This window comes from Cupriavidus sp. 291-E7, from assembly GCF_057798835.1.
On sequence record NZ_JBYOJV010000013.1, the window covers coordinates 51,157 to 77,489 of the forward strand.

Genomic DNA, 26,333 nt, shown 5'->3' on the forward strand with positions numbered 1-26,333 from the left:
CGGTCAATTCCGGCTGGCTGGCGGCCGGAAACACGGCGACAGCGCCCACACCGCGCCGACGCCCGAAAGCATCGTCATGCCGAACGCATGCAGCGCCGGGGTCGACGACAGCGCCAGCAGCCCGAATGCCAGCAGCGTGCTGGCCGCGCCGAGCACGATCGCCGACCATGACAGCCCGTCGCCGGGATGCTCCAGCAAGAAGATTCCGTAGTCGACGCCAACGCCGAGCAGCAATGCGAGCGCCAGCACCGAGAACAGTTGCAGCGGCACCTGCAGCCAGCCGAGCAGCGCCACGCTGAAGGCCGCCGCCAGCAGCGTCGGCACGAGTGCGCGCCACCCTGCCCGGCCATATCGCCAGGCCAGCAGCAATGCCACGCCCGCCGCGCCGGCCGCCAGCAACCAGCTCATCAGCACACGGTAGTGGCGCAGCAGTGCCGAGATATCGGCCACGTGATCGATCCATTCCACGTCCCGCATCCCCGCCAGCGTCGATCGGATCGACTGCATCGTCGCGGCACTCTCCACGCCGCGCAGCAGCATCACGCTTGCGTAGCCGTCGCCCTGGCGATCCTGCCAAAGGTGGCGCAACGTGGCCGACACCGGCTGCGCGAGCCATGCGGAAAGCGTCAGCGTGCCGTCCTTCGACGTTTGCGATGCCGTGGGCACGCCGCCACCGAGCGCCCGCGCAACGCGCTCGCGCACGGCGCTTTCCTGCTGGTCGGCCAGCGCCGCGTCGGCGCGTTGCCGCGCAGCCGATGGCACCCAGTCGGAAATCGCAAGAAAGCCCGCCAGCCCGCCACTGGCGATGACGGGTGCGAGTGCCTTCTTCACATCCTCCTCGCGTGACAGCACCTGGTCCGGCGTGGCGCCGCGCACGAGCACGAACTGCGCGGGACTCGGCGTGCCAAGCAGCCTGCCCGTCGCGCGTTGCGCGTCGATCAGCGCCTGTGGCGAACTCTGCAATTGACGCACGTCGTCAACCACGCGCACGCGGGCAACGCCCGCCACGATGAAGACGGCCAGCGCGCCAAGCAGCAGCGCGGTGCGAACGTCCCAGCCCACACGCGGCCAGCGTGCAAGGCTCGCCGCCAGCCATGCGGACAACCGCGTTGGCCGCAACTCGCCTCGGTCCAGCAGCGGAAACCAGAACACCACGGTGAGGAATGCCGCCACAAGCCCAACGGCGGAGAACAACGCCATCTGCCGCAATCCCGGAAACGGCGCGATGCCAAGCGCGAGATACGCAACGACGCTCGTCGACAGCGCGAGCGCCATCCCCGGCAGCAGGAAGCGCATCACGCCCGGCGGCGTCTGCTTGCTGCCCTGGCGCGTGACGAAATAGTGGATGCCGAAGTCCTCGGCCACGCCGACCAGGCTCGCGCCAAACACCAGCGTGATCAAGTGAACGCGGTCGAAGACCAGTGCCGTGACCGAAAGCGCCGCAGCCGTGCCGACCAGCAACGACAGCCCTACCAGCACGATCGGCCGCAGCGACCGGAATGCCAGCCACACGAGCAACAGCACGGCCGCGAGCGAGCCCCAGCCGATCACGTTCATCTCAAAATTCGCTTGCACGGCGGCGGCCTCCACATGCAGCGGGATGCCTGCGGCAATCACTTTCACGCCTGCGTCGCCTTGCTGCGCCGCGTGACGCGCCGCGTCGAGCAGATCGCCGTAGTCGGTGCTGCCCGATGCCGAAAACGCCGGCTTGGTGGACCGGTAGCTCAGCAGCACCCATTCCAACCCGTCGCCGGATACCGTGGCCAGGCCATCGCGTTCGTGCACGCGCGTGACCGCCGCGCGCTCGCGCCACCAGTCCTGCCACAGCCCGAGCGGATCGGTCGCCCAGTCCGTCAGGTGCGGGCCAGTGGAAAGCTGGTAGAGCCTGGCCAGCGCCTCTTGCGCGAGCGCATCGGGATGGACCTCGCGCAGCTTTGCCCGCTGTTCGTCGGTGAGCAGGCGGTCGCGGAACGGCCGATAGAACGCCAATGCCGAATCGAGATCGAAGGCCGTGATGCGATCCACCGGCTGCAGCAGCGTGCCGCCCCGCTGGATGCCGGCACCAAAGCGCGCCGCCGCCGCCCGCGTGCGCTGCCATTCCGGGCTGCCGACCAGCACCACGACCTCCCGCGACACGCCATCGGTCAACCGGCGCAGCACGCGGTCGGCCGTCGCGGTGCGTTCGCTCGTGGGCAATAGCGCCATTACGTCGGTATCGAGCCGCGCGGCGCGCCAGAACTGAAACTGGTGGATCGCCAGCAAGACGACCAGCACCAGCCAGAAAAGCGCGAGCACGCGGTCGATCCGCGTCAGGCTGCCGCCCACCACCATGCCGCTGGCGTTACGCAAAGCGCTGCTCCTCGTCCGCGTTCAGTCCGTCGCCCGCTGCCGGGCCGATCATGCGGACGTCCGTGCTGTCGCCACCGGCGTCTTCGAGCCGTACCTCGCGCACGAAGCGGTCTCCGGCCAGCGAAATCCGGGCGAATGCGCGGCGCACCCCGGCATCGGTCGGCGTCAGCACGAGTTCCCACCGTGTATTGCCGATCAGCTTGCCGCTCACCGCAAAGCGCGCGGATAACGCGCGCAGATCGCCACGCAACACGGCGATCATCGACTCCCCCACCACGCGCATCGCGGGCTGCGTATCGGCCTCCAGCTGCTGCTGGAGTTGCCCGTCCGCGCCGCGCACCACGATCCGTTGAGGCGTGACGAGCAGGCTCGACGAAATCGGCTCACGGGTCGACCACAGTACGCCGCGCGCACGGGCCACCACAAAATCGCCGCGTGAGACGAGTGGATTGGTAAAGCCCGCAAGACGGCGCGACTGTTCGAAACGTCCACGAATGACGGGCGCATCCATGAGCCGGCCGGAAATTCCGCCAGCCACGTCCTGGGCCGGCGCGGCGCCCGATCCAATGGCACCGGCGAATCCCGATGCCGGTATCAGACAGGCGGCGGCCAGCGCGCGCAGCACGTCGCGGCGGCGCATGACTGATCCTTGGTCGTGTAACGCGGGGCTGAAGGAGATTTCGTGGCGCAGATCGGGAGTCATAGGCAATGCGGGCGCCTCAGCGGCCCGTGCGGATCTCGTCGTCCGCCCAGAAGTCGTAGAAGTTGAACCAGTCGTACGGCGAGGTCTGCAGCAGCGCCTCCAGCCACGCGGCATAGGACGTGACCAGCGCGGTCAGTGTCGCTTCACGTTGCGCGCGCGGCAGCCGCACCTCGGCCGCCAGTTCGGTGAAGCGCAGCAGGTACCCGCGTGCGGTGCGGACGCACCCCATCGCGTACAACGGGCAGCCGATCAGCGAGGTCAGTACATACGGCCCCACCGGAAAGCGCGCGGGCGCGCCCAGGAACGGCACGCGGATGGCACGGCCGCCGCGAACGGGAGCACGGTCGCCGGCAATGGCGACAAACTCGCCGGCGCGCACCCTGTCCGCCAGTTCGATTGCGGTGGCCGGAGAGATATCGTCAACCTGGTAGAGCTGCACGACCGATCCGGGATCGAGCCGCGCGAGCACGCGGTTGAAACGCTGCGCGTGCGCCGTGTGCACCAGCACCGTCAGCCGCATGCCGCGCCGCTTGGTGGCAAGCACGCGGCACAGCTCCAGGCAGCCCATGTGGGCCGTCACGATGATGCCGCCCTTGCCTTGCTCGATCTGGCGCAGCAGGACTTCCTCGCCTTCGCGCGCAATGTTGTCGAAGCGCGTGCCGCCGATGGCCAGCAGCTTGTCCAGCAGCGTATCGGCGAACGAAAACAGGTGCCGCAGCGTATGACGCGCGCCTGGCTCTGCGCCGCCCGGCCCGGTCACGGCGCCGGTGGCCGCCTGCATGCGTCGCAGGTAATCGCGCGACGCGCGGCGCGCGAACGGATGGGTGAGCCAGTAATACGTGACGACCGGATACAGCACCATGCGGAACAGCGCCCGCCCGAACAAACGGTAGAGGCCGAACAGAAACCAGATACCCCAAACACAGGTGGCTTCGCCGATCGTGCTCCAGTGGCGCGATGGCGCGCGGGGAGCACCCTGCCGGACGTTCTCCGGGGATTGCGATACGGTCATTTGAATCTCAACTTGCGTGCCATCAGACGCGGCAGGCGCCGCAGCATGCCGAAGAACAGCCGCGTGTGCATGCCCGATATCAGCACGTTGTCACGCCACGCGCGGAAGTGCGAGACGCCGTCGGCCGGGTAGGTCACCGGCGTGGGCAGATTGACAACCCGCACGCCACGCCACACCAGGCGCACCATCACCTCGGGGTCGAACTCCATGCGCCGTCCGAGACGGGCTTCGTGCATCAGCGCCATCACGGCGGGGAGCGGATAGACGCGCAGGCCGCACATCGAGTCGCGCACGGCGAACGACAGCGAGTTGATCCAGACCCAGACATGCGTCAGATGGCGCGCCCAAAGACGCAGGCGCGGCACGCTGTCGTCATAGATCGGATAGCCGCAGACCACGGTCTCGGGCTGCGCCTCCGCCAGCGTCAGGAACTGCGGGATGCACCGGGCGTCGTGCTGGCCATCCGCATCGATCTGCAGCGCATGCGTGTAGCCCAGGCGAGACGCCTCCACAAATCCGGCCATGATGGCGCCGCCCTTGCCCCGGTTCTCGGGAAGCCGCACCAGGCTGATCCGTCCTGCGTTCGCGGCGGCGATGTCGCGCAGCACCGTGGCACACTCGGGCGTGCTGCCATCGTCCACCAGCAGGCACGGCACGGGATGGGCAAGGATGGCATCGACCATCGCACCGATCGCATGCTCGTGGTTGTAGACGGGAACGAGGACGACGGGCTTAAACATTGCTGCTGCTTTCGCTTTCGCTCGCGCCGGCCTCGCGGAACACAATGCGCCCGCTCGCAACCTGGCCTTCGTCCGAACTCAGACGAAACCCGAGCGAGAGCTTCAGCGGCTGCCAGTCCAGCACCATCCGCACCGTGGTGCCAGGACGGATCACGGCCTGGAACTTCAGCGTGTCGAGCCGGTGGAAGCGCTCGCGCGCGGGCACCGGCAGACGTTCGTGCGCAAGCGCCATGATCCAGTCGACCTGCGCCACGCCGGGCACGATCGGCGTGTCCGGAAAGTGGCCGTCGAACACCGCCAGGTCCTTGCTCACGTGGAGGTCCGCGCTGGCCGATTGCCCATCGCTGTCGAGCCACGCGGCCCTTGGCACGGTGCGGCGGAACAGGTCGCGCAACATCGCCTCGGTTGTCTTGCCCTGCGCATTGCATGGCAGCGCATCGGGAAAGCTCCAGCGGCGCGGCAGCGCCACCGGGTCCGTCGTGTCGGCCAGGGTGCCACGCAGCGCGGCGATCAGCGGCGCGCGGCCACCGTCCGCAAGCATGGCGCGGCCTTCATCCGCAAGAACCACGGCAGCGGCCATGCGCGTGCCGACGTCAAGCTCCACCAGCACCACGCGCGCCTCGCGCACCAGCGGCGACGCCGCCAGCGTCTGCTCGATCTGCGTCAACGACACGCGCTTTTCCTCGATCTTGACGATGCGGTCGGCCCGGCCGCCAAGCACGAAACTGTCCGCGCCCGCGGACTGCGCGCGGTCCGCGCACAGGTACCAGTCGTCGGTCGCCAGATGCGCCGAGCGCACGGCGAGGCAGCCATCCTGCAGGCGCCATGCCACGCCCGGCAACGCGGTCCAGCGATCGGCCTGCACCGCGCGCTGACGCCATGCGATGCCGCCGGTTTCCGAACTGCCGAACACTTCGATGGGCGACTGGCCCAGATGGCGCTGCGCATCAATGGCGGCCTCGGGCGGCAGCGGGCCAGCCGACGAAAACACCGCACACAGCGCGGCACGCAGATCGCTCCAGTCGAGGGCTTCCGACATGCGGCGCAGATGCGCCGGGCTGCTGACGAGCATCGCGGGTGTTGTACCGGCTTCGCGCACGAGTTCTTCGTGGTAGACGGCGCGCCTGACCGGCATCGGCCGGCCCGCCGCGAGCGGCCACAGCACGCAGAACAACAGGCCGTAGATGTGCTGGTGCGAGACCGTGGTGAGCACGCGGGCATCGGCAGGGATACGCTCGCCAAAAGCCGCTTGCAGCGCATGCACCTCGGCATCGAGTTGCGACAGCCGCTTGGCGATGGGCGTGGGCGCCCCGGTCGAGCCCGACGTGAAAATCGTCACCTGGGTGGCACGCGGGTCGAGCGCGGGCCATGACATACAGGGCGCGCCGGATGCCCCCTCTTCGGCATTGGCGATCGCGGCGTATCCGGAATCTCCCGGTGTACCCGCGCCAACGGACGCGGGCCACAGCGCCTGCGGCATATCGCCGGCCATGCCGTCTGTATGACCGGCCAGTGCCGCCAGGGTCTCCGGGCGGGTATCTCCCGGCAGGACGACATCCTTGCCCGCGTGCCAGGCGCCAAACAGCGCGGCCGCGAACTCGGCCGTCGAATCGACATACAGTGCCCAGCGGCGACCCGTGGCGCCCGCGAACGTCCGTCGCCATGCGGCGGCGCGCGCGACGAATGCGCGGGTGTCGAGCGTCACGCCATCGTCCTTCGCCACGCAGCGGGGCGCGCGATCATCGGCACGCGCCGACAGCGCGTCCATCACGTCGCACAGGCCGGTCCATTCAGCCATGACGGCTCCTGGCCGTTGCCACGCGCGGCAACCGGCACCGCGGGCCAGCACCGACGAACGCGGGATTCCACTGCGGCGGCAGTCCGGAAAGCAGGTGTTGCAAGCGCATGCCGCGTCAGACCGTGGCGGGCGAGTCGATCAGTTGCGACAGTGCCTTCACCACGTCTTCCACGGTACGGACGGCGCGGAAGTGCTCTGGCTTCACCGGCTTGTTCAGCATCGGCTTGAGCTTCACGATCAGATCGACGGCATCGATGCTATCGATGTCGAGATCGTCGTACAGACGCGCTTCGGGAACGATGCGCGCCGGATCGATCTCGAACGTCTCTTCCAATACCTGTGCGACGCGTGCGTAGATTTCGTCGTGAGTCATGTCATTTCCTTGTTGCCGGCCGCGCCACCTGGGCGCGCTGGCTGTCGTGTTCAATCGGGAATTCCTTCGGCGACTACCCGCGCTGCGCAGCCACGTACGACGCCAGCGCCGAGACACTGGCAAAACGCGCCCGCATCTCGTCCTGACCCGCATTCATCGTGATGCCGTAGCGCTTCTGCAGGGCCAGGCCGATTTCGAGCGCGTCGATCGAATCGAGACCAAGCCCCTCGACGAAGAGCGGCGCCGCGGCATCGATCTCGTCGGCGGTCACATCGTCCAATGCAAGCGACGACACGATCAGTTGCTTGATTTCCTGTTCAAGTGCCTTCACGGCGTAACTCCCTGGAGAAAAATTCGGATAACGAGCAGGTCAGCTGGCGAACCGCCTGCGATTCGTTGGCGCCCGCGTCGACGCAGTCAGCAACGGCCAGATCCTCATGGACCTCGATCACGTAGCGAGGGCGTCGCACGGGGACCCTGTACCACTTCTCGCCCTTGGTCAGCGTGGGGGGATCGCAGCGAATGACGACCGGCGTCAGCGCCCGCCCTCCGCGCACGGCAATATTCGCGGCACCGCGCTGCAGCCGCAGCGGGCCATGCAACGGCGTGCGGGTACCTTCCGGGAAGATCACGAGGTTGTTGCCCGCGCGCAGCGAGGCAATACAGTCGTCGACCATGCCGGCGCCACTGCCATTGCACACGTAGCCCGTGGCCCGCACCGGACCGCGCGTGAACGGGTTGCGAAGCAGGTCTGCCTTGACCACGCAGTCGGCCCGCCGGACCTGCGCGATCAGCAATACGACGTCGATCAGCGACGGATGATTGGCCACGATCAGCAGACCGCTGCGGCGCAGCCGGTCGGCATGGCGGACTTCGCAGCGCATCACGCCCACGCTGGTCATCAGCCAGACGAACACACGAAAGGCATACCGGACCAGTTCCTTGCAGACGCGCTGGCGCACGCTGGCCGACCTGACGAAGCACGTCATCGCCGGGAACACCAGCACGCGCATCAGCAGCCCGCCCAGGCCGAAACAGGAAAAACAGAATCCCGTGGCGCAGACGCGCCAGGTCCGTTCAAGCCGGTCAACCATGACGCCGCCAAACCCAGTTCACGCGCCGCCCGCGATTGGTCAGGCTCGGCGACCCGCCCAGCATGAACCTCAGCACCTCCAGCCCATGCGGGAGCAGCGACGAAGCGCCATCCGGCGCCGCCTGCGCGGACGCGGCTTCGCACGACAGGCTGAACCGGGCACCCGCTCCCGCCGGCCGGCAAAGGCGCCAGGCCCACGCATGAAAGCACTCCGGCCCGGCGGCAAATTCCTGGTACGCATCCGGAACAGGTGCCTCGTAATGCACAAGCACGACCTCGTCGTGACCATCGGCAAGCAGCGCGGCCGCTTCCACGAGACCCGCCTCGACGGTGTCCTGCTCGGCGGCAAGCGCCTGCAGCGTGGCCGTATGGCCGCGATCGATCGAATAGAGCGCGCCGATCGCGTTGTGTACGGCCAGTGCGAACAGCATCGGAGACAGCGGCTCGCCCGCGGTTAGCTGGTCGAGCAGTTGCCAGGCGCGCCGCACCTCGCCATGACGGGACGCGAACACTATCGGCACGGCCCGGGAGGAAGGCTCGCACGCATAAACGGCGTTCAGCGCGACGGGGCCAAGATCGCCCGCACGCCGGCGCAATATCGATGACATGGAGGTAAGCGGCGGGACTTCGCGGCCCATTGGAAGCCACGGCTGGGACGCCCAATCGTGCCAGGATTGCCGGGCAATCAGCCCAGGAGCACAAGCCGCCCAGTCACGAATCTCAAACTCGATCAACATCCCACGCCCACCAGACCAGATCAGGAACCCTTGGAAATCACTCTCGGAAAGCAAACGGGTTCACCCAATCCGGCAAACCCTCCGCCCCGCCCCCCGCGCCCTGCCGCGTCATTCGGATAGCGGATCTCAGATCGAATATCGACGCCAGGCCATCAACCTTGAGAGATGGCCACACAGCCGTTCCCCGCCACGACAAGGCGAGGAAAACGGTCCGTAAGCGTGCTTCCGATGTGATTGCTACCGGTGACTGCCGGGGATGCGGAGGCCGCACATTAGCAGCAGATTTCCCTGTTGCACATAGGTTTCCCTTCAGTTTTGGCAATTTTCAGGGTCGACCGTGGTGCCCATACGACCAAGGTGGCCGGCGGGGATTGTCGGAGTCGTCTGGAAGACGGGCGTGCGGCCCTGTGAATGCGCGGAATCACGCCACTTTGGGTGATTCCGGCAGCATTTGAGGCCCGGCAGGGATCGAAAACCGTCCCTTGCCGGGCGGGATGCCATCGGCGATGGCATCGAAGTCTCCGGCACCGGGCCGGATCGCGCTCAGGATCGGATGAAAGCCAGCAGGTCCGCGTTGATCGTTTCGGCGTGCGTGGTGGGCATGCCGTGCGGGAATCCCTTGTAGGTCTTCAGCGTGCCATTGCGCAGCAGCTTCGCCGAGAGCGGGCCGGAGTCGGCATAGGGCACGATCTGGTCGTCGTCACCGTGCATCACCAGCGTCGGCACGCTGATCTTCTTCAGGTCTTCAGTGAAATCGGTCTGCGAGAACGCGACGATGCCGTCGTAGTGGGCCTTGGTCCCGCCCTGCATGCCCTGCCGCCACCAGTTGGCGATGACCCCCTCCTGTGACTTCGCGCCCGGCCGGTTGAAACCATAGAACGGCCCTTCGGGAATATCGCGGTAGAACTGCGCCCGGTTAATGGCAACCTGCGCCTGGAAACCGTCGAATACCTCCTTCGGCAATCCTCCGGGGTTGGCTTCCGTCTTGACCATCAGCGGCGGCACCGCGGCAATCAGCACCGCCTTTGCCACGCGGGCTTCACCATGACGCGCCAGATACCGCACGACCTCGCCGCCGCCGGTGGAATGGCCCACGTGGATGGCCTGCTTCAGGTCCAGATGGGCGGTAAGCGCGGCCAGGTCATCGGCGTAGTGATCCATGTCGTGACCGTCGGCCGTCTGCGTCGACCGGCCGTGGCCGCGCCGGTCATGAGCGATGACGCGAAAGCCTTGATTCAGGAAGAACATCATCTGCGCGTCCCAATCATCCGCGCTCAGTGGCCACCCATGAGAAAAGACGATTGGCTGGCCACTGCCCCAATCCTTGTAGAAGATCTCGACGCCATCCTTTGTCCTGACCGTTTGCATGCTAATCCCTCTCAGTTTGGTTGCCCCGGCGTGCGGGAGCGTGAGTGATAGTGGCAGCCCCCCGAGACGGCATCGTCCCATCGCAGGCAGGTGGGCAGAAGTGAATGCTTTTTTCGCGTGAAATTAGCGTTGTCGTAGCCGCCCGCACCGTTGCGGTGCAGGCGCCGCGATCGCCAATGACGCAACAAAGCGGCGCGTGCCGGACGCCCCCGCGCTTGCGCCAGCTAGACCAGTGGCCGCAAATCCTGCAGCAGCGTGGGCACCAGTTCGGACACTGTGGGATGGATATGCATCGCGCGGCTGATGGTCGCATAGGGAGCCTTGGCATACATGACGTCCAGCAGCGAATGAATCACCTCGTCGCCGGTCAGGCCAAGGATCGTCGCACCCAGGATCATGCCGGTGTCGGCATCGACGAGGACTTTCATGAAGCCCAGGCTCTCGCCTCTTTCCACGGCCCGCCCGACACGGCTCATCGGGCGTGTGCCGATCAGCACCCTGCGCCCCGACTGCCGCGCCTCGGTGTCCGTCATGCCAATCCGGCCGAGCGGCGGGTCGATGAACATCGCATAAACGGCGATGCGGTCCGCAACGGTACGCGGATCGTTGTCGAGGAGATTGGCCGCGACGATCTCGTAGTCGTTGTATGACGTATGCGTGAAGGCGCCGCGGCCGTTGCAATCGCCAAGCGCCCAGATGCCGGGAACGTTGGTGCGTAACTGTTCGTCGACCTTGATATACCCGCGCGCGTCGGTCTCGATCCCCGCCTTGTCCAGCCCGAGATCGCCGGTGTTGGGCACGCGGCCGACCGCCAGCAGCAGATGCGAGCCGTGCGCTTCCGGCGCCCCGGTCATGCAATCGATCCCGACGGCGATACCGTCGCCGTCCGGGCGCGCGCTCAGGCAGTTGGCATTGAGCCGGACTTCGATCCCCTCGCCTTCCAGTATCTCCAGCACGGCTTGCGACACGTCCTCGTCTTCGCGCTGAACCAGGCGCGGGCCTTTTTCGACGATCGTCACCTTCGACCCGAAGCGCCGGTACATCTGACCGAATTCAAGGCCGATGTAGCTGCCGCCGATGACGATCAGGTGCTCCGGCAGAAAATCCACGTCCATCATGCCCGCATTGGTAAGGAACGGCACTTGGTCCAGTCCCGGCATGGGAGGAACCAGCGCCCGCCCGCCGACGTTCACGAAAATCCGCTCGGCTTGCAGCAATGCGCCGTTCACCTGCACGCTGCGCGCGCTTTCGAAGCGGGCATGACCGTGAAAGACCGTGACGTTCTTCAGGCCACGCATCCACTTTTCCACATTGCTGCTGGAGCGCCCTGAGATTTCATCCTTACGCGCCTTCACCCGCTTCATGTCGACGGCGACCGGCCCATCGATCGTCACACCGTACTCGGCCGCCCGCCGCGCCTGTTGCGCAACATACGCGCTGGCAATAAGGGTCTTGGTGGGAATGCAGCCGGTGTTCACGCAGGTGCCGCCAAAGCGGGCGCGCTCGATGACGGCCAGCTTCATGCCAGTGCCAGCCAGCCGCGCGGCGAGCGCCGGGCCTGCCTGCCCGGCACCAATGACGATCGCGTCGAATTCTTGAGCCATCACGATTCCCCCTGCGGTGCGCCGTGTTCATCATCGTGCGGACGGGCATATGCGGCGGCAAAGCGGCCACGCAGCGCCTGCAACCGCACTTATCCATAGATACCTTAGACCAAAGGCCATTGCCGAAAAACGTCTCAGGCCTCCAAATTGATAGTTGAATTCCACGCCCTGTGTGCGAAGTTATCGGAGACATGCAATGCGGCAACCCAAGATCGTCATCGTCGGCGCCGGTCTGGTTGGTGGGTCGGCGGCCCTATTCGCCGCTGCGGCGATTCCGAGCGCGGAGATCGTACTGGTCGACATCGAGCGGGTGCGGGCCGAGGGTCAGACGCTCGACCTCGCCCATGCCGCGGCATTCTGGGGTCACAGCCATTTCCGCGCTGGCGATCTCGACGACGCGGGCGATGCGGACATCATCGTGATCACCGCCGGCGCAGGCGTGAAACCGGGTCAGACCCGTCTGGACCTGGCCAAAACGAATGTGGACGTCGCGCTTGCGATTGTGGACCGCACCGCACCGCTGGCCCCGGATGCCATCTACCTGATCGCATCCAATCCATGCGACGTCATCGCCGCCGCTGTGGTTGACCGGCTGCGCTGCGCGCCGGAGCGCGTCATCAGCACCGGTACCGCTCTCGACACCGGCCGGTTGCGAGCGCTGCTGTCCGAGCGGCTGGGCGTGGTGGCGCCCGCGATTCATGCCTACGTCATCGGCGAGCACGGTGAGTCGGCGGTCATCGACTGGTCTGGCGCAACGGTCTCAGGCATGCCGCTCGAAACGTTTCTTGCCAGGAGCGGCAAGGAACTCGGCCCGGCCAGCCGCGACCTTGTGCTGCGGTCCGTTCACGAATCGGCCAAGCTCATCAAGGAAGGCAAAGGCGCCACGCACTACGGCATCGCCAGTTCGATCGGGCGAATCTGTCAGGCGATCGCGCACAACTCCGACCAGATACTCACGGTCGCCATCGTGCACCCCGAAGTCGAAGGAATACCGGATGTGTGCCTATCCCTGCCATCGGTGGTCAACGGCAGCGGCGCGCGTCTGCTGGCATATCCGGAACTCAAGCCCGACGAACGCGCGGCCCTGCAACGCAGTGCGCGCATCGTCAAAGAAGCGACTGAGAGCGTGCTGAAGGGGCGGTAGGGTTTTGTGTGTATCAGACCGGCCGGAAGCTCACCGACAGACCCGGCAACACTCGCGGCGTAACTTGAGCGAAGCGTGGCATCCTTGTACCTGTGGTCCCTGGCATCATCCTGCGACGTCAGCCAGCGCCGGAGGGCATTTAGCTGAGCATTTGGCATGTATTTGCCGTGTTTGGGCGACCATCTTCGGAACCATGAATGCACCCTCGCCAATTCGGCGGTCGCCCTTTTCTGCGCGTGCATTGTCAACAGTTGCTAGTTTTCGAAAACCTCGAGACATTTAGGTACATTGGGCGATGCAAGTGGTTCCCGTACGGCGAACACTCAACGCTCGCTGTATTTCGTGGTGACACCCGAGTGGAATTAAGCGACGCGGCAGGTGGGATTGCGCGTCACCCGAGCCGCGTTTTCGCTTTCACGGACTTCGATCCGGCAGGGCTGTATATCGCCTCCCAATTCAGCGCAATATCTCGAATACAGAGCATTCTCATCCACCATCAGTCGTTCTTGGAGGTTTATTGATTTCCTCTTTTTCGATTTAACATGCATTCGGAAAGGTGCCACCAACTCCAGGAAGATCCGTCTTAAAATCATTGCTGAGCGGATCATAGGCGCAGATGCAATTCGTCAAGCAGTCTAGAAACGTATGCTGGCATCCACCATCATCCTGCCCAATTATGGTGATGGATTGCCTAATCGGCTGGCCTCGCCGCACGAATTTTTTTGCGGTTGTCTCACAAACTTTGCGAATTAGATTTTCTACAATACTGAGATAGAATTTTTCTAATTGCGCTAGCTTCTTTCAAATACGTCTGGGAGTTTTCGACGAACACAATTGGCAGTCTTGTACCCAAGCAATTCAGGTTGGCCCGGTACTCGTCGGTCCTCAAGGCTCGGTAGCAGTTTGCCAGAAAACACCTACCTCCCCAAAATACATAAGAACAGCTATTTGCACCGGGAAAAATGAAAACGGTACTCGCTACGTAAAGATAATAATTACCAAAGATTCCACAACCCTCTTCGATCTTGCAGTTTGGATGTCCAGAAAGGAAAATTCAGGCGGTTTGGGATGTGATGATGCAATCAATTTACCCGGCGACACCTCTTCAGGAGCGCTACTATTAATCAAATCGAAGACAGAAAACTCCTTCCAACGGCATCTCTACGGAGAAGGAGTCTACCCTCAAGCGTCGTTAATAGTGCTGTCGTTAAAAGGCGGCTCAGCTAAGCGAAAATAATGGATTGAGCCGGGCCCTAGCCAAATAGCCCAGGCGGCGAATCGAGTACTTTGCAGGGTCGGCGACCCGGTACTCGCAGTGGCAGCAAGAATGGACTCGACCTGCCCTGTCGAAAATGGCTGCCGCAGACCCACAGCACGAACATAGTAGACAAGCCATCCCCTCGGCAGGGTTGCTTTCGATGAGGCCGCGATTGCGGCCCGCTGTCAGAAGCAGACGGATGAAGCTGACCTTCGTGATAACGGTGGCAGCTGTGTTACTCCACTCCAGCCGGATGTCCCACATGGCAGCTCACCCGAGCAATCGTTAGGATGTCGGGGTTGCCCACTTCGCCCACCGCGTTCACCGCCTTGTCAGTGGGATTGCTCTCGCGTCGCCAGATGGGAAGGAGGCAAGGCAGTGCAATCTTCTTCGTCTTAGATTCAAGCCCCTCGCCTCCACCCTGCGCGCTCAAAGATGCCGTCGGGTCCGGCGTTACAGCAGCCTGCGTGGGAGCGACAGGTTGGCCCCTGCGTTAGGCAGAACTCGTCATCAAGCTGGACTGCAACACGCAGCGCGAGACGGGCTGCTATGGGACGTTCTTCGGTACGGAGGCTGTAGATGATCTCTCGTCTGCCGTACACGGCAACGAGATCAACGGGGACTTTCTTGCGGAAGTAATAGACGCCTTTTCGGCGGGTGATGTGCGTCGCTGACGCTCCCTCGGCGTAAGTGACACGCGGAAGGTGCAGCGGTGTCAGGGGCCAAAAGAGGGCCAAAAAAAACAAAACCCCGGAAGACCGCGATCTTCCGGGGTTCGCCGCCAATACAGATGTAGTGGCGGAGACGGAGGGATTCGAACCCTCGATCCAGGTTTTGGCCCAGATGCTCCCTTAGCAGGGGAGTGCCTTCGACCTCTCGGCCACGTCTCCCAAACTTTTGTTGTGCAAGGGAGGCTGCACAACAGAGCGCGTATTCTAGCGAGGCAGTCTCAACTGGTCAATGAATTTTCGATGACCCGTGACAAAAATCACAGCAATCCCGCCACGCCAGAAATTTCAGCAGCCGATCACGCCTGATCCAGCTCGAATACCTTGTGCAGAGCGCGTACGGCCAGCTCCATGTACTTCTCGTCGATCAGCACCGAGATCTTGATTTCCGAGGTGGAGATCATCTGGATGTTGATGCCCTCTTCCGACAGCGTACGGAACATCTTGCTGGCGATGCCCACGTGCGAGCGCATGCCAACGCCCACCACCGACACCTTCGACACCTTCGGGTCGCCCGACACGCTGGCGGCGCCGATATGGGCCTTCACGCTGTCGTTCAGGATCGTCAGCGCGCGCTGGTAGTCGGCGCGCGGCACGGTGAACGTGAAGTCGGTCTTGCCGTCCACCGACTGGTTCTGGATGATCATGTCGACGTCGATATTGGCGTCGGCGATCGGACCCAGGATCTGGTAGGCGATGCCCGGCTTGTCAGGCACGCCCAGCACAGTGATCTTGGCCTCGTCGCGGGCAAAGGCGATGCCGGAGATGACGGCTGCTTCCATTTCAGACTCTTCCTCAAAAGTAATCAGCGTGCCCGAATGCATTTCCTGTTCGAGCGGCATCAGGGGGTCGGTCAGCGACGACAGCACGCGGGTCTTCACGCGGTACTTGCCGGCGAACTCCACCGAGCGGATCTGCAGCACCTTGGAGCCGAGGCTGGCCATTTCCAGCATTTCCTCGAAGGTGATCTGGTCCAGGCGGCGCGCGTCTTCCACCACGCGCGGGTCGGTCGTGTACACGCCGTCCACGTCGGTGTAGATCAGGCATTCATCCGCCTCGATGGCGGCGGCGATGGCCACGGCCGAGGTGTCCGAGCCGCCGCGGCCCAGCGTCGTGATGTTGCCGTCGTCGTCGATGCCCTGGAAGCCGGTGATCACCACCACCTTGCCTGCTTCCAGGTCGCCGAGGATGCGCTCGTCATCGATCGATTCGATGCGGGCCTTGGTGTAGGCCGAATCGGTCTTCACCGGAACCTGCCAGCCCGTGTAGCTGACCGCGTCGATGCCTTCGCCATGCAGCGCGATGGCCAGCAGCGCCACACTGGCCTGCTCGCCCGTGGAGGCCAGCATGTCCAGTTCACGCGGGTCCGGCTGCGCGGAAATTTCCTTGGCAAGGCTCAGCAGGCGATTGGTCTCGCCCGACATGGCCGAAGGCACCACGACAACGCGGTGACCGGCGCGGTGCCACTTGGCCACGCGCTTGGCGACATTCTTGATGCGTTCCGTGGAACCCATCGAAGTGCCGCCGTATTTGTGAACGATGAGAGCCATCTTCTTGTCGACGCCAGCGATTGTGCAAAGCCGATGAAATTACACGAAGAGTCGCTGCCCGTAAAGGCCGAAAGGGGATAAAACCCGTAAAAACGACGCCAAAATCGCGTCATTTCTTGTGAAAAATATTCACAAGCGAAATTGATTCTGTCCCCATTTTCGCCGGTAATTGGCCGTTCAGCTGGCCAGATCTGGCCGTGTCACCCACTCCACACGCCACCGCGGGGCGTGGGGAAATTCGGTGGGCCAGCGGCGATGGATGCCCAGGCCAGCGGCCAGCACGAGCGTCTCGCCGCTCCAGAGCAATGGCAGATGCGCGCGTCGCCAAGCGGGAATATCCGCTTCCTGGTAAGCCTGCTTCAACGCGCGCGCCGGGCCGCCCGGGCGCAGGACGATACGCTCCCCCCCTGCCCTGGCCGCCAGCCGCAGCGGCGCGGACAGTACGGCTTCGGGCACGCCAAAGGTATCGTCGCGCTCGAAGCGCAGTTCGCCACGCCACGCGGGCACCACGATGCGCGCCTCGCCGCGCCATTCGAACGCGAAGGGTGCAGGCGCCCCGGCCGCCACGGCGCGGCATGCGAGAACGCGATCGCGGAAGCGCCGCAGCACCAGACCGTCGTGCGCGATGGCCGGTTCGCCGCCGCGATCTTCAATCAGTTGCGCACGCATTGCGGCCAGGCGCGCAGTCGATGGCGGCTGGGTGCCGAGATCACGCAGCCAATGTCGCAGCACGCCATCGGCGTGGTCGGGCGGCAAGGCGCGTAGGAGCGTGAGATCGAGTTCGGAAAGCGTATCGGCGTCGCGCCCAGTGCAGACCATGCTGGCCAACGATTGCTCGGCCAGCGCGTCGAGCATCCCCGCCGCCTGCGCAAAATGGGAGGCGGCCTGCGTCACGTTCTCGTAAAGCGCGGGAAACGCCTGCAGCAGCGCCGGCAAGTGGGCGCGCAACGCATTGCGTGCGAAGCGCGTGTCGGCATTCGAGGGGTCGTCGATCCAGCGCAGCGCATGGGCCGCGCAATAGGCGTCGATCTCGGCGCGCGCCACATCGAGCCAGGGGCGTAGCAGCTGCACATCACCCTGCGCGTCGAGCGGCCGGCGCGCGGGCATGCCGGACATGCCGGCCACGCCCGTACCGCGAAACAGCCGCAGCAGCACGGTCTCCACCTGATCGTCGCGATGATGGGCGAACAGCAGCAGACGCGCACCCTGGTCGCGGCACATCCGGCCCAGCGCGTCATAGCGCGCGCGCCGCGCCGCGGCTTCGATGCCTTCGCCCGCGGTGGGCTGCACCGTCACGCGGGTGCTCACCAGCGGCACCTGCAGATCGGTGCAAAGGGCAGCACAGAAACGATCCCAGTCATCGGCCTGCGTCTGCAAGCCATGATGAACGTGCAGCGCCACCAGGCGCGCCAGCGGCCAACCGGCAGCCAGCGCGCCGCGTGCGGCATGCAGCAACGCGACGGAGTCGCGGCCACCGGACAGCGCCACGGCGATGGTGAACGGATGCTTGTCGGTGACGGGATCGGCCGGGCCAGAAACAACAAAGGCCGCACTGGCCTGTAAAGCCTGTGCGACCTTGTCGGTCAGACGCGCGGTCAGGTGCGTCGAGTCTTCGGCGCTCACATCATTCCTGGGCGCCGGTTTCCTTGAACTTGCCATAAGCCATCAGGCGCTCGTGGCGGCGCGCCTGCAGTTCCTTGACGCTCATGCCCTGGAACTGGCGCAGCGATTCCGCCAGCGTGCGCTTGAGCATCGTCGCCATACCCTTCGGGTCACGATGTGCGCCGCCCAGCGGCTCGTTGATGATCTTGTCGATCAGGCCCAGTGCCTTCAGGCGGTGAGCGGTCAGGCCCAGTGCCTCGGCGGCTTCCGGTGCCTTCTCGGCCGTCTTCCAGAGGATCGACGCGCAGCCTTCCGGCGAAATCACCGCGTAGGTGGCGAACTGCAGCATTTGCACGACGTCGCCCACGGCAATCGCCAGTGCACCGCCCGAACCGCCTTCGCCGATGATCGTGGCGATCAGGGGCACCTTCAGTCCGGCCATCACATAGAGGTTGTGACCGATCGCTTCCGACTGGCCACGCTCCTCGGCGTCGATGCCCGGGAACGCACCCGGCGTATCCACGAACGTGAAGATCGGCAGACCGAACTTGTCGGCCAGTTCCATCAGGCGCTTGGCCTTGCGGTAGCCCTCGGGCTTGGACATACCGAAGTTGCGCAGCGCGCGCTCCTTCGTGTCACGGCCCTTCTGGTGGCCGATGACCATGCATGCCTGGCCGTTGAAGCGGGCCAGACCGCCAACGATCGACAGATCGTCGGCAAACGCACGGTCGCCGTGCAGTTCATGGAAGTCGGTGAAGATCTCGCGCACGTAGTCCAGCGTGTATGGACGCTGCGGGTGCCGCGCGATCTGCGCAACCTGCCACGGGGTCAGGTTGGCATAGATATCCTTGGTCAGCTGCTGGCTCTTGCCGGCCAGCCGCGAAATCTCTTCGGAAATATCGACAGCCGAGTCGTCCTGCACAAAACGCAGTTCTTCGATCTTTGCCTCGAGCTCGGCAATCGGCTGCTCGAAATCCAGGAAGGTGGTTTTCATAAAAACGCGGACCTGTCTGTGAAGGGGCGCATTCTACCGGAAAAAATCCAGAATACCGCTGCCCAATATGTTGATTCTTATGCATTTTTGGCAAGAATCAACGCCGTCACTGCTTCAAACTGCCCGATTCGGTAACTAATACGTCACTGGCAACGGGTCGAGACTGCGCCACATGTACCAGGTGGCCACGGTGCGCCACGGTTCCCAGTTGGCCGCCACTTCGCGCGCCTCGCTGCGGGTGACCGGCTCGCCACTGAAATAGTTGGTCGAGATTGCGTTGATCAGACCCACGTCATCGAGCGGCAGCACGTTGGGCCGCATCAGATTGAACATCAGGAACATCTCCGCCGTCCAGCGGCCAATGCCACGAATCTGCGTAAGCTCGGCGATCACGGCCTCGTCGTCCATGCCAGCCCACTCGTTGACATGAACCGTGCCGGCCTTGAAATGATCGGCGAGATCGGTGATGTACTCGGCCTTGCGCTTGGACAGGCCGCATCCCGCCAGTTGCTCGGTGCCGGCCTTCAGGAACTGGGCCGGCGTCACGCGCGGGCACAGCGCCACCAGGCGTTCCCAGACCGACTGCGCGGCCTTGACCGAGATCTGCTGGCCGACGATCGAGCGCGCCAGCGTGATGAACGGGTCGCCACGCGAGACAAGGTGCGCGGGTCCGTAAGTCGGAATCATCTTGCGCAGGATGCGGTCGCGCTTCATCAGGTCGGCGCAGGCTTCATCCCAGTACGCTGGGCGCACGGCATCGATAACCGTTTCCACCGGCAGCGGAACAGCCTGCGCCTCCGGCAGATCCGGCTTGCGGCTCTTACCGGCAGCCTTGGCCGTCGCGGACGCCTTCGCCACATCCTTTGCCGACACCTTCGGCGCCTGCTTTGCCGCCGTCTTGCCGGCAGGCTTCGGCGCGACGGCAGCGGACTTCGGCTTGCGCGCGGCAGCGTTCAAGCACGCCTCCACTCGGTGGCACCGCCCGGCTTGTCTTCCAGCACCACGCCGGCCGCCAGCAGCTCCGCGCGAATCCGGTCCGCCTCGGCAAAATTGCGTTCAGCCTTGGCGGTACGGCGCGCGGCAATCTGCGCATCGATTTGCTCGGCGCTCAGGCCATCCACGGCCGCACCACCCTGCAGGAAGGTATGCGGGTCGCGTTCCAGCAGGCCCAGCGTGCCGGCCAGCGCCTTGAGCTGGTGGGCGGCCTGAAGCGAACCGGAGCGGTTCACTTCGCTGGCGAGGTCGAACAGCACCGACATGGCGATCGGCGTGTTGAAGTCGTCGCCCATTGCCTCGGCAAAGCGCTTTGCATGCGGTTCTTCCCAGTCCACGGCGCAGCCACCGGGCTGCGTTTCCTTGAGCGCCGTGTACAGGCGCGTCAGGGCGTGGCGGGCATCGTCCAGATGGGCGTCGCTGTAGTTCAGCGGGCTGCGGTAGTGCGCGCGCAGGATGAAGAAGCGCACGACCTCGGGGTCGTACTCCTTGAGCACTTCGCGGATCGTGAAGAAATTGCCCAGCGATTTGGACATCTTCTCGTCGTTGATACGCACGAAGCCGTTGTGCATCCACACGTTCACGAACGGATTGCCGCTGGCGCCTTCCGATTGGGCGATCTCGTTTTCATGGTGCGGGAACTGCAGGTCGGCCCCGCCACCGTGGATATCGAAATGCTCGCCCAGCAGCGTGCAGCTCATGGCGGAGCATTCGATATGCCAGCCTGGCCGGCCGCTGCCCCACTTCGAGTCCCATTTGCTCTCGGGCGGCTCGGTTTCCTTGGCCGACTTCCAGAGCACAAAATCCAGCGGGTCCTGCTTGGCGTCGTTGGCACTGACGCGTTCGCCGGCGCGCAGGTCTTCCAGCGACTTGCCGGACAGCTTGCCGTAGCCGGGAAACTTGCGCACCGAGTAGTTCACGTCCCCGTCGGCCGCCTGATAGGCCAAGCCCCTGGCTTCGAGCTTCTCGATGATATTGAGCATCTGCGGCACGAATTCCGTGGCGCGCGGCTCGTAGTCGGGACGGATCACGCCCAGCGCGGCTGCATCTTCATGCATGTACTGGATGAAGCGCGTGGTCAGCTGACCGATGGTTTCGCCGTTTTCGGCGGCGCGACGAATGATCTTGTCGTCGATATCGGTGATGTTCTGCACATACGTCACATCGTAGCCGGCGGTACGCAGCCAGCGGTGCACCATATCGAACACCACCATCACGCGCGCGTGGCCCACGTGGCAGTAGTCGTACACGGTCATGCCGCACACGTACATGCGGACCTTGCCGGGTTCGATAGGCACAAAGGGCTGCTTTTCACGCGCGAGCGTGTTGTAGATGTTCAGTTGCTGCATGGAGCGATGTGATTGGTGGCAGAGCGGCGTGCGCGCCATGACGCACGGGCCCCATATCTTACCGGAAGCTCATCCGTCCGGCCTGCGGAGGGGTCATGGCGTTGCGACCTGTCCTGCACGCCGTGCCGCTTTGCTAGAATGCCGCGGAGTATAACGGACCGCCCTTACATGAGCCTGCTTCTGCCTTCCCCGATCCCCGCAACGGCCCGCCGTGGCACCGCCCTTTCCGCCGTCACCGGCGCGCTGGCGATCGCAGTGGCGCTGGCGTCCCTGCCGGCCGCTGCCCAGAACGGCCCGCTGTCGCTTTCCGCGCCACCGGCTCCGTCGAATGTGGCATCGGCGGACCCAGGCATGGTGCCGGCACAGAAGGCCGTCAACGACAAGCGCTACGAAGACGCCATCAAGGGCTTCGACAAAGTGCTTGCCGGTAACCCGCGCAACGCCCAGGCGCGCTTCCAGCGGGCGTGGGCTATGGCCAAGGCCGGTCACGAGGACGAAGCCATCCAGGCTTTCTCCGAAATGGCGCAGGACTTTCCCGAGCTGCCGGAACCGCACAACAACCTCGCCCTGCTCTACGCAAAGCGTGGCGACCTGAAGCGCGCCGAGGCCGAGCTGCTGCTGGCCATCGACGCCAAGCCCGACTACGCCATCGCGTACAGCAACCTGGGCGACGTCTACCGGCGCCTGGCCGAGAGCGCCTACACCGATGCGGTGCGCCGCAACCCCGGAGATACACGCGCCGCGGCCGGCCTGCGCCAGCTTGGCGTGTCGCCCGCGCCCGCCAGCGCGCCGGCTGCCGCGCCCGCCGTCCGAAAGGCGCCCGCCAGCGCCCCGGCGGCACGCTGAACCCGCATGGCAGGCAACGCCGTCATGGGCGTTGCCGCCGCCTGCTCTGCCTCAATCGCATCAAATCATCTGCACTGAAAGATGGAGTTCCAGACATGACCCTTTCCCGCCGCATCGCCCTGGCCGGCCTGATGGCCGCCGCCACCGCGCTGACGCCGTTGGCCGCCCTGGCACAGGGCGCCAGCCCGGCCGCCTCCGCGCCGAAGACCGAGCGTGTGCAGTTCGTCACCAACGCCGGCAAGTTCACCATCGAGGTGTACCCCGACGCCGCCCCGAAGACCGTCGCCAACTTCATGGAATACGTGAAGAGCGGTTTCTATGGCGGCACGATCTTCCACCGTGTGATCAACGGCTTCATGGTGCAGGGCGGCGGCTTCGACCGTGACATGAAGGAAAAGGCCACGCGCGCACCGATTCCGCTGGAGTCCCAGAACGGCCTGAAGAACAAGGCGGGCACGGTCGCAATGGCCCGCACTTCGAATCCGAACTCCGCCACCGCGCAGTTCTTCGTCAATGTGGTGGATAATCCGAACCTCGACTACCCGCAGCCCGATGGCAACGGATATGCCGTATTCGGCAAGGTGGTGGAAGGCATGGACACGATCGACAAGATCAAGGCCGCGCCGACCACAGCCTACGGTGCCATGCGCAACGTACCGGCCGCGCCGATCGTGATCGAGTCCGCCACCGTCGTCACCAAGTAACTCTGCGCCCGCAGTCCTGCGGGCCTAACCGTCACCGTACAGAGGTCACCCATGAGCAAGGTACAACTCCAAACGACGCAAGGCGTCATCACCATCGAACTGGACGCCGAGAAAGCCCCGAAGACGGTGGAGAACTTCCTGTCGTACGTGCGCAAGGGCCACTATGACAACACGGTCTTCCACCGCGTGATCAAGAACTTCATGATCCAGGGCGGCGGCTTCGAGCCGGGCATGAAGCAGAAGGACACCGACGCGCCGATCGACAACGAAGCCGGCAACGGCCTGAAGAACGACCGCTACACCGTTGCGATGGCCCGCACCAACGCACCGCACTCGGCCACGGCTCAGTTCTTCATCAACGTGGTGGACAACGACTTCCTGAACTTCAGCTCGCCCACGCCGCAAGGCTTCGGCTACGCCGTGTTCGGCAAGGTCGTGGAAGGTACCGACGTCGTGGACGCCATCAAGGGCGTGCGTACCGGCAGCTCGGGCTTCCACCAGGACGTGCCGGTGGACGACGTGGTGATCCAGAAGGCCACCATCGTCGAGTAATTCTTCGACGACCTACCCTTCGATGGCGGCATGCCGCTCGTGAACTCACTTTTCCGACACGCATGACCGCATCCCTGCCCACGCCGGCGGCCGCACCCATCGAGGTGCAGGCGCCGGCGTGGTTCATTTCCGATCTGCACCTGACCCCCGGCATGCCGCGTACGCTGGCCGCGTTCGACCGCGTGCTGGACCAGGCCAAACAGCAGGCGCGCACGCTCTTCATCCTGGGCGACTTCTTTGAGTTCTGGGTGGGCGACGAGGAAACGGAAACACCGTTTGCGGCTGGCGTGGCGGCGGCATTGCGCCGCGTTGCCGATGCCGGCGTGCCGGTCTACCTGATGCACGGCAATCGCGACTTCCTGATTGGCCGACGCTTTGCCAGGGCAGCCGGGGCGACGCTGCTGGCCGACCCCTCGGTGATCGTTTGTGCCGGGCAACGCGTGGTGCTGAGCCACGGCGACATGCTTTGCACGGACGACCCGCGCTATAACCGCTTTCGGCACTGGACGCGCAAGGGCTGGGTGCAGCGGCTGTTTCTGGCCTTGCCACTGGCCACGCGACAGAAGATTGCTCGCCGGCTACGGGCCGACAGCGAAGCCGGCCGCGCACGGCAGGCTGACGGTGCCGCACCGCCCGACTATGGCGATGCCACGCCCGCCGCCGTCGACGCGCTGCTGGCGGCGAGCCACGCCAGCACACTGGTGCATGGCCACACCCATCGCCCTGCCCGTCACGCGCATGCGCGAGGCGATCGCTGGGTGCTGACCGACTGGGATCTGGATGGCCGACATCCGCGCGCAGCCGTGCTGCAGCTCGATGCCGGCGGCTTCAGTCTGCTGCCGCAGGTGGAGTGACCGTGACCGCTTCACGACGCACCACGCCGCGCCGGGCGGCGTGCCTGTCCACCGCCGCAACGCCTATTTCATCAGCTTGCGCAGTTCGCTCGCATCGAAGCGGTCGTTCGGGGTGTTCTCGAGATGTTCGCCGAGGCGGTCGAGCGCGGCCAGCACGGCCTCGATGCGGTCATGTTGCTTGGCCGCGTTGTCGATCAGGCTCTTGAGCGCGAGCGACACCGGATCGTCGGCATTCGGCGTGATGCCATAAGCCGAGAACTCCTGCTTCGCGCCCTGCTGGGCGGCCGGGGCATCGGGCATGATGATGCGGGCCGGTATGCCCACCGCGGTGGCGCCCGGCGGCACCGGCTTGAGCACCACGGCGTTCGATCCCACGCGCGCGCCATCGCCCACCTCGAATCCGCCAAGCACCTTGGCACCGGCGCTGACCACCACGCCCGCGCCGAGTGTCGGGTGGCGTTTCTGACCCTTGTAGAGCGATGTGCCGCCCAGTGTCACACCCTGGTAGATCGTGCAGTCGTCGCCGATCTCGGCCGTTTCGCCGATGACCACGCCCATGCCGTGATCGATGAACACGCGGCGCCCCATCCTGACGGCGGGGTGAATCTCGATACCGGTCAACCAGCGTGACCAGTGCGAGATCCAGCGGCCAAGCCAATGGAAACCGCCGCGCCAGCACGTGTGGGCCACGCGATGGAATATCACGGCGTGGAGTCCGGGATAGCAGGTCAGAACTTCCAGGCGGCTGCGCGCAGCGGGGTCGCGCCGCATGATGGCATCGATATCTTCCTTCAGGCGAGTGAACATCTTCGTCGTGTCGTGTTGCCGCGCCGATGCGCGCGCCCGCACGATATGCGGACGGTCGCCGGCGCGGTCATAAGCCGGTCTTGTGCTTCTTGCTTGTGTTGGGGGACGGCCTGGGCGCGTGCGAGCAGGGAGTGTAAGAGATTTATGCGCCTGCCGCCGGGCCCTGAGGCCATCAGGGCTTTTGGGGTCGCGGCGGCTTCAACATCGCGGCGGCTGGCTCACGCAGGCGCGCGCGTCCCGCTGGCCGGGGGCCTGGCTCCGGGAATCGTTCCGCCTGTTGAGTGCCGAGATGGAAATCACGGGTCAGCTGTCCTTGTTGCCTTCTGTCTGCCTGCCGGCCAGCAGCATGCGCTTGGCGATGCCACGCAGGATATTCACTTCCTCGCGTTCGAGTCCGGCTCTGGCAAACATCCGCCGCAGTCGCGGCATCAGCTTGCGTGGATTGTCCGGATCGAGAAATCCGATGGCCACCAGCCCCGACTGGAAGTGGCCGAACATCGATTCGACCTGTTCCGCCGTGGCGGGCTCACCAGAATAGCCGATATTCGGCGCGCCGTCCGGCACCGCGCCCGCCGCCTCCTGCTCCTCCAGCAGCGCCAGGCGCATCTCGTAGGCAATGAGCTGCACCGCCTGCGCCAGGTTCAGGGACGCATACGCCGGGTTGGCGGGAATGTGCGTCACGGCCGAGCAGCGCAGCACCGCATCGTTGGGCAGGCCATAGCGCTCGTTGCCGAACACGAAGGCGATGACCGCCGCGTCGTCGGCCGCCAGCACGGCACGTCCCCGGCTGGCCGCGGCGCGCGGCAGCAGGCGCGGCGGGCCGAATTCACGCTGGCGCGCGGTCATCGCCACCGTAAAGGCCGTGCCAGTCAATGCGCTTTCGATATCGTCGACGATGCGGGCACCCGCCAGCACGTCGTCGGCACCGCTGGCCATCGCCACGGCGTCCGGGTGCGTCAGCACGTCCGGCTCGCGCGGCGTCACCAGCACCAGGCTGCCGGGCACATCGCCAAAACCCATCGTCTTCATCGCGCGGGCGACGGAACCTACGTTACCTGGGTGGCTGGTTTCCACCAGCACCACGCGCACGCGGGAAAAAATGCCGGGCAAGCCACCGGGGCCAGCATCCGCGGGGGTCTGCCCCGCCTCGAAATTCAGTGCTTCAGTCATTTGGG

Annotated in this window: 26 protein-coding genes and 1 tRNA gene; 7 read left to right on the forward strand and 20 right to left on the reverse strand. The window is 64.9% G+C overall.

Annotation, left to right across the window (positions count from 1 at the left end; translation table 11 throughout):
* Positions 1-3: 3 nt before the first annotated feature.
* The 11 genes from AC3FLX_RS21970 to AC3FLX_RS22020 form a co-directional block, all read right to left on the reverse strand.
* Positions 4-2,349 carry an MMPL family transporter gene (locus tag AC3FLX_RS21970; RefSeq protein WP_488699433.1) on the reverse strand — a complete coding sequence of 782 codons (2,346 nt, stop codon included), beginning with the start codon at positions 2,347-2,349 and terminating at the stop codon, positions 4-6.
* Positions 2,342-2,989: a LolA family protein gene (locus AC3FLX_RS21975; RefSeq protein WP_488699434.1), complete on the reverse strand. Its 648-nt coding sequence runs from the start codon at positions 2,987-2,989 to the stop codon at positions 2,342-2,344. The genes AC3FLX_RS21970 and AC3FLX_RS21975 overlap by 8 nt, the downstream gene beginning before the upstream one ends.
* A gap of 79 nt (positions 2,990-3,068) precedes the next feature.
* Positions 3,069-4,064 carry a lysophospholipid acyltransferase family protein gene (locus AC3FLX_RS21980; RefSeq protein ID WP_488699435.1) on the reverse strand — a complete coding sequence of 332 codons (996 nt, stop codon included), beginning with the start codon at positions 4,062-4,064 and terminating at the stop codon, positions 3,069-3,071.
* The gene (locus tag AC3FLX_RS21985) at positions 4,061-4,804 is read right to left on the reverse strand and encodes a glycosyltransferase family 2 protein (protein ID WP_488699436.1); all 744 of its coding nucleotides are present in this window, start codon (positions 4,802-4,804) and stop codon (positions 4,061-4,063) included. Before AC3FLX_RS21985 ends, AC3FLX_RS21980 begins: the two co-directional genes overlap by 4 nt.
* Complete coding sequence (locus AC3FLX_RS21990) at positions 4,797-6,602, reverse strand: ApeI family dehydratase (protein WP_488699437.1); 1,806 nt, start codon at positions 6,600-6,602, stop codon at positions 4,797-4,799. The genes AC3FLX_RS21985 and AC3FLX_RS21990 overlap by 8 nt, the downstream gene beginning before the upstream one ends.
* 115 nt (positions 6,603-6,717) lie before the next feature.
* A complete protein-coding gene (locus AC3FLX_RS21995; protein WP_488699438.1) occupies positions 6,718-6,975 on the reverse strand; it encodes an acyl carrier protein in 258 nt (85 codons plus the stop codon).
* Between the two features lie 73 nt (positions 6,976-7,048).
* A complete protein-coding gene (locus AC3FLX_RS22000; RefSeq protein ID WP_488699439.1) occupies positions 7,049-7,306 on the reverse strand; it encodes a phosphopantetheine-binding protein in 258 nt (85 codons plus the stop codon).
* Positions 7,293-8,069 carry a lysophospholipid acyltransferase family protein gene (locus AC3FLX_RS22005; protein ID WP_488699440.1) on the reverse strand — a complete coding sequence of 259 codons (777 nt, stop codon included), beginning with the start codon at positions 8,067-8,069 and terminating at the stop codon, positions 7,293-7,295. The genes AC3FLX_RS22000 and AC3FLX_RS22005 overlap by 14 nt, the downstream gene beginning before the upstream one ends.
* On the reverse strand, positions 8,062-8,805 hold the full coding sequence (locus tag AC3FLX_RS22010) for a beta-ketoacyl synthase chain length factor (protein ID WP_488699441.1): 744 nt from the start codon (positions 8,803-8,805) through the stop codon (positions 8,062-8,064). Before AC3FLX_RS22010 ends, AC3FLX_RS22005 begins: the two co-directional genes overlap by 8 nt.
* Positions 8,806-9,348: 543 nt before the next feature.
* On the reverse strand, positions 9,349-10,173 hold the full coding sequence (locus AC3FLX_RS22015; protein WP_488699442.1) for an alpha/beta fold hydrolase: 825 nt from the start codon (positions 10,171-10,173) through the stop codon (positions 9,349-9,351).
* 224 nt (positions 10,174-10,397) lie between these two features.
* A complete protein-coding gene (locus AC3FLX_RS22020) occupies positions 10,398-11,777 on the reverse strand; it encodes an FAD-containing oxidoreductase (protein ID WP_488699443.1) in 1,380 nt (459 codons plus the stop codon).
* Positions 11,778-11,973: 196 nt separating this feature from the next.
* On the opposite strand from AC3FLX_RS22020, the gene AC3FLX_RS22025 reads away from it, so the two are divergent.
* From AC3FLX_RS22025 to AC3FLX_RS22035, 3 genes are all read left to right on the forward strand, one after another.
* The gene (locus AC3FLX_RS22025) at positions 11,974-12,921 is read left to right on the forward strand and encodes a lactate/malate family dehydrogenase (RefSeq protein WP_488699444.1); all 948 of its coding nucleotides are present in this window, start codon (positions 11,974-11,976) and stop codon (positions 12,919-12,921) included.
* A gap of 197 nt (positions 12,922-13,118) precedes the next feature.
* Positions 13,119-13,442: a DUF7281 domain-containing protein gene (locus AC3FLX_RS22030; protein ID WP_488699445.1), complete on the forward strand. Its 324-nt coding sequence runs from the start codon at positions 13,119-13,121 to the stop codon at positions 13,440-13,442.
* 290 nt (positions 13,443-13,732) lie between these two features.
* Positions 13,733-14,158: a phosphodiester glycosidase family protein gene (locus AC3FLX_RS22035; RefSeq protein WP_488699562.1), complete on the forward strand. Its 426-nt coding sequence runs from the start codon at positions 13,733-13,735 to the stop codon at positions 14,156-14,158.
* A 422-nt stretch (positions 14,159-14,580) separates the two neighbouring features.
* Here AC3FLX_RS22035 and AC3FLX_RS22040 read toward each other — a convergent pair whose 3' ends face one another.
* From AC3FLX_RS22040 to cysS, 7 genes are all read right to left on the reverse strand, one after another.
* Positions 14,581-14,964, reverse strand: coding sequence for a DUF6538 domain-containing protein (locus tag AC3FLX_RS22040; RefSeq protein ID WP_488699446.1), 384 nt, complete (start codon positions 14,962-14,964; stop codon positions 14,581-14,583).
* Between the two features lie 11 nt (positions 14,965-14,975).
* Positions 14,976-15,069 (reverse strand) — tRNA-Ser (locus AC3FLX_RS22045).
* Between the two features lie 137 nt (positions 15,070-15,206).
* The gene (locus tag AC3FLX_RS22050; RefSeq protein WP_488699447.1) at positions 15,207-16,457 is read right to left on the reverse strand and encodes an aspartate kinase; all 1,251 of its coding nucleotides are present in this window, start codon (positions 16,455-16,457) and stop codon (positions 15,207-15,209) included.
* A gap of 177 nt (positions 16,458-16,634) precedes the next feature.
* Complete coding sequence (gene tilS / locus AC3FLX_RS22055) at positions 16,635-18,080, reverse strand: tRNA lysidine(34) synthetase TilS (protein ID WP_488699448.1); 1,446 nt, start codon at positions 18,078-18,080, stop codon at positions 16,635-16,637.
* 1 nt (position 18,081) lies between these two features.
* The gene (locus tag AC3FLX_RS22060) at positions 18,082-19,053 is read right to left on the reverse strand and encodes an acetyl-CoA carboxylase carboxyltransferase subunit alpha (RefSeq protein ID WP_488699449.1); all 972 of its coding nucleotides are present in this window, start codon (positions 19,051-19,053) and stop codon (positions 18,082-18,084) included.
* A 135-nt stretch (positions 19,054-19,188) separates the two neighbouring features.
* Positions 19,189-20,010, reverse strand: coding sequence for a DNA-3-methyladenine glycosylase family protein (locus AC3FLX_RS22065; RefSeq protein ID WP_488699450.1), 822 nt, complete (start codon positions 20,008-20,010; stop codon positions 19,189-19,191).
* Positions 20,007-21,395: a cysteine--tRNA ligase gene (gene cysS / locus AC3FLX_RS22070; RefSeq protein WP_488699451.1), complete on the reverse strand. Its 1,389-nt coding sequence runs from the start codon at positions 21,393-21,395 to the stop codon at positions 20,007-20,009. The genes AC3FLX_RS22065 and cysS overlap by 4 nt, the downstream gene beginning before the upstream one ends.
* Positions 21,396-21,563: 168 nt before the next feature.
* Between cysS and AC3FLX_RS22075 the strand changes: the two genes are divergently transcribed.
* The 4 genes from AC3FLX_RS22075 to AC3FLX_RS22090 all read left to right on the forward strand — a co-directional run bounded on the left by AC3FLX_RS22075 (position 21,564) and on the right by AC3FLX_RS22090 (position 24,351).
* Positions 21,564-22,241: a tetratricopeptide repeat protein gene (locus AC3FLX_RS22075; RefSeq protein WP_488699452.1), complete on the forward strand. Its 678-nt coding sequence runs from the start codon at positions 21,564-21,566 to the stop codon at positions 22,239-22,241.
* A 95-nt stretch (positions 22,242-22,336) separates the two neighbouring features.
* Positions 22,337-22,945: a peptidylprolyl isomerase gene (locus AC3FLX_RS22080; protein ID WP_488699453.1), complete on the forward strand. Its 609-nt coding sequence runs from the start codon at positions 22,337-22,339 to the stop codon at positions 22,943-22,945.
* A gap of 51 nt (positions 22,946-22,996) precedes the next feature.
* Entirely contained in the window at positions 22,997-23,497 is a 501-nt protein-coding gene (locus AC3FLX_RS22085; protein WP_488699454.1) for a peptidylprolyl isomerase, read from the forward strand.
* A gap of 62 nt (positions 23,498-23,559) precedes the next feature.
* Positions 23,560-24,351 carry a UDP-2,3-diacylglucosamine diphosphatase gene (locus tag AC3FLX_RS22090; protein ID WP_488699455.1) on the forward strand — a complete coding sequence of 264 codons (792 nt, stop codon included), beginning with the start codon at positions 23,560-23,562 and terminating at the stop codon, positions 24,349-24,351.
* Positions 24,352-24,414: 63 nt separating this feature from the next.
* Here AC3FLX_RS22090 and cysE read toward each other — a convergent pair whose 3' ends face one another.
* Both cysE and AC3FLX_RS22100 read right to left on the reverse strand, forming a co-directional pair.
* Complete coding sequence (gene cysE, locus AC3FLX_RS22095; protein WP_488699456.1) at positions 24,415-25,158, reverse strand: serine O-acetyltransferase; 744 nt, start codon at positions 25,156-25,158, stop codon at positions 24,415-24,417.
* 303 nt (positions 25,159-25,461) lie between these two features.
* Positions 25,462-26,328, reverse strand: coding sequence for an RNA methyltransferase (locus AC3FLX_RS22100; protein WP_488699457.1), 867 nt, complete (start codon positions 26,326-26,328; stop codon positions 25,462-25,464).
* Between the last annotated feature and the right edge of the window lie 5 nt (positions 26,329-26,333).

What these genes read in the sequence shown, in the direction of transcription:
- AC3FLX_RS21975 (WP_488699434.1), bottom strand. Translation starts at nt 2,989, where the DNA reads ATGCGCCGCCGCGACGTGCTGCGCGCGCTGGCCGCCGCCTGTCTGATA.
- AC3FLX_RS21980 (WP_488699435.1), bottom strand. Translation starts at nt 4,064, where the DNA reads ATGACCGTATCGCAATCCCCGGAGAACGTCCGGCAGGGTGCTCCCCGC.
- AC3FLX_RS21985 (WP_488699436.1), bottom strand. Translation starts at nt 4,804, where the DNA reads ATGTTTAAGCCCGTCGTCCTCGTTCCCGTCTACAACCACGAGCATGCG.
- AC3FLX_RS21990 (WP_488699437.1), bottom strand. Translation starts at nt 6,602, where the DNA reads ATGGCTGAATGGACCGGCCTGTGCGACGTGATGGACGCGCTGTCGGCG.
- AC3FLX_RS21995 (WP_488699438.1), bottom strand. Translation starts at nt 6,975, where the DNA reads ATGACTCACGACGAAATCTACGCACGCGTCGCACAGGTATTGGAAGAG.
- AC3FLX_RS22005 (WP_488699440.1), bottom strand. Translation starts at nt 8,069, where the DNA reads ATGGTTGACCGGCTTGAACGGACCTGGCGCGTCTGCGCCACGGGATTC.
- AC3FLX_RS22010 (WP_488699441.1), bottom strand. Translation starts at nt 8,805, where the DNA reads ATGTTGATCGAGTTTGAGATTCGTGACTGGGCGGCTTGTGCTCCTGGG.
- AC3FLX_RS22015 (WP_488699442.1), bottom strand. Translation starts at nt 10,173, where the DNA reads ATGCAAACGGTCAGGACAAAGGATGGCGTCGAGATCTTCTACAAGGAT.
- AC3FLX_RS22020 (WP_488699443.1), bottom strand. Translation starts at nt 11,777, where the DNA reads ATGGCTCAAGAATTCGACGCGATCGTCATTGGTGCCGGGCAGGCAGGC.
- AC3FLX_RS22025 (WP_488699444.1), top strand. Translation starts at nt 11,974, where the DNA reads ATGCGGCAACCCAAGATCGTCATCGTCGGCGCCGGTCTGGTTGGTGGG.
- AC3FLX_RS22030 (WP_488699445.1), top strand. Translation starts at nt 13,119, where the DNA reads ATGCACCCTCGCCAATTCGGCGGTCGCCCTTTTCTGCGCGTGCATTGT.
- AC3FLX_RS22050 (WP_488699447.1), bottom strand. Translation starts at nt 16,457, where the DNA reads ATGGCTCTCATCGTTCACAAATACGGCGGCACTTCGATGGGTTCCACG.
- AC3FLX_RS22060 (WP_488699449.1), bottom strand. Translation starts at nt 19,053, where the DNA reads ATGAAAACCACCTTCCTGGATTTCGAGCAGCCGATTGCCGAGCTCGAG.
- cysS (WP_488699451.1), bottom strand. Translation starts at nt 21,395, where the DNA reads ATGCAGCAACTGAACATCTACAACACGCTCGCGCGTGAAAAGCAGCCC.
- AC3FLX_RS22075 (WP_488699452.1), top strand. Translation starts at nt 21,564, where the DNA reads ATGAGCCTGCTTCTGCCTTCCCCGATCCCCGCAACGGCCCGCCGTGGC.
- AC3FLX_RS22080 (WP_488699453.1), top strand. Translation starts at nt 22,337, where the DNA reads ATGACCCTTTCCCGCCGCATCGCCCTGGCCGGCCTGATGGCCGCCGCC.
- AC3FLX_RS22085 (WP_488699454.1), top strand. Translation starts at nt 22,997, where the DNA reads ATGAGCAAGGTACAACTCCAAACGACGCAAGGCGTCATCACCATCGAA.
- AC3FLX_RS22090 (WP_488699455.1), top strand. Translation starts at nt 23,560, where the DNA reads ATGACCGCATCCCTGCCCACGCCGGCGGCCGCACCCATCGAGGTGCAG.
- cysE (WP_488699456.1), bottom strand. Translation starts at nt 25,158, where the DNA reads ATGTTCACTCGCCTGAAGGAAGATATCGATGCCATCATGCGGCGCGAC.
- AC3FLX_RS22100 (WP_488699457.1), bottom strand. Translation starts at nt 26,328, where the DNA reads ATGACTGAAGCACTGAATTTCGAGGCGGGGCAGACCCCCGCGGATGCT.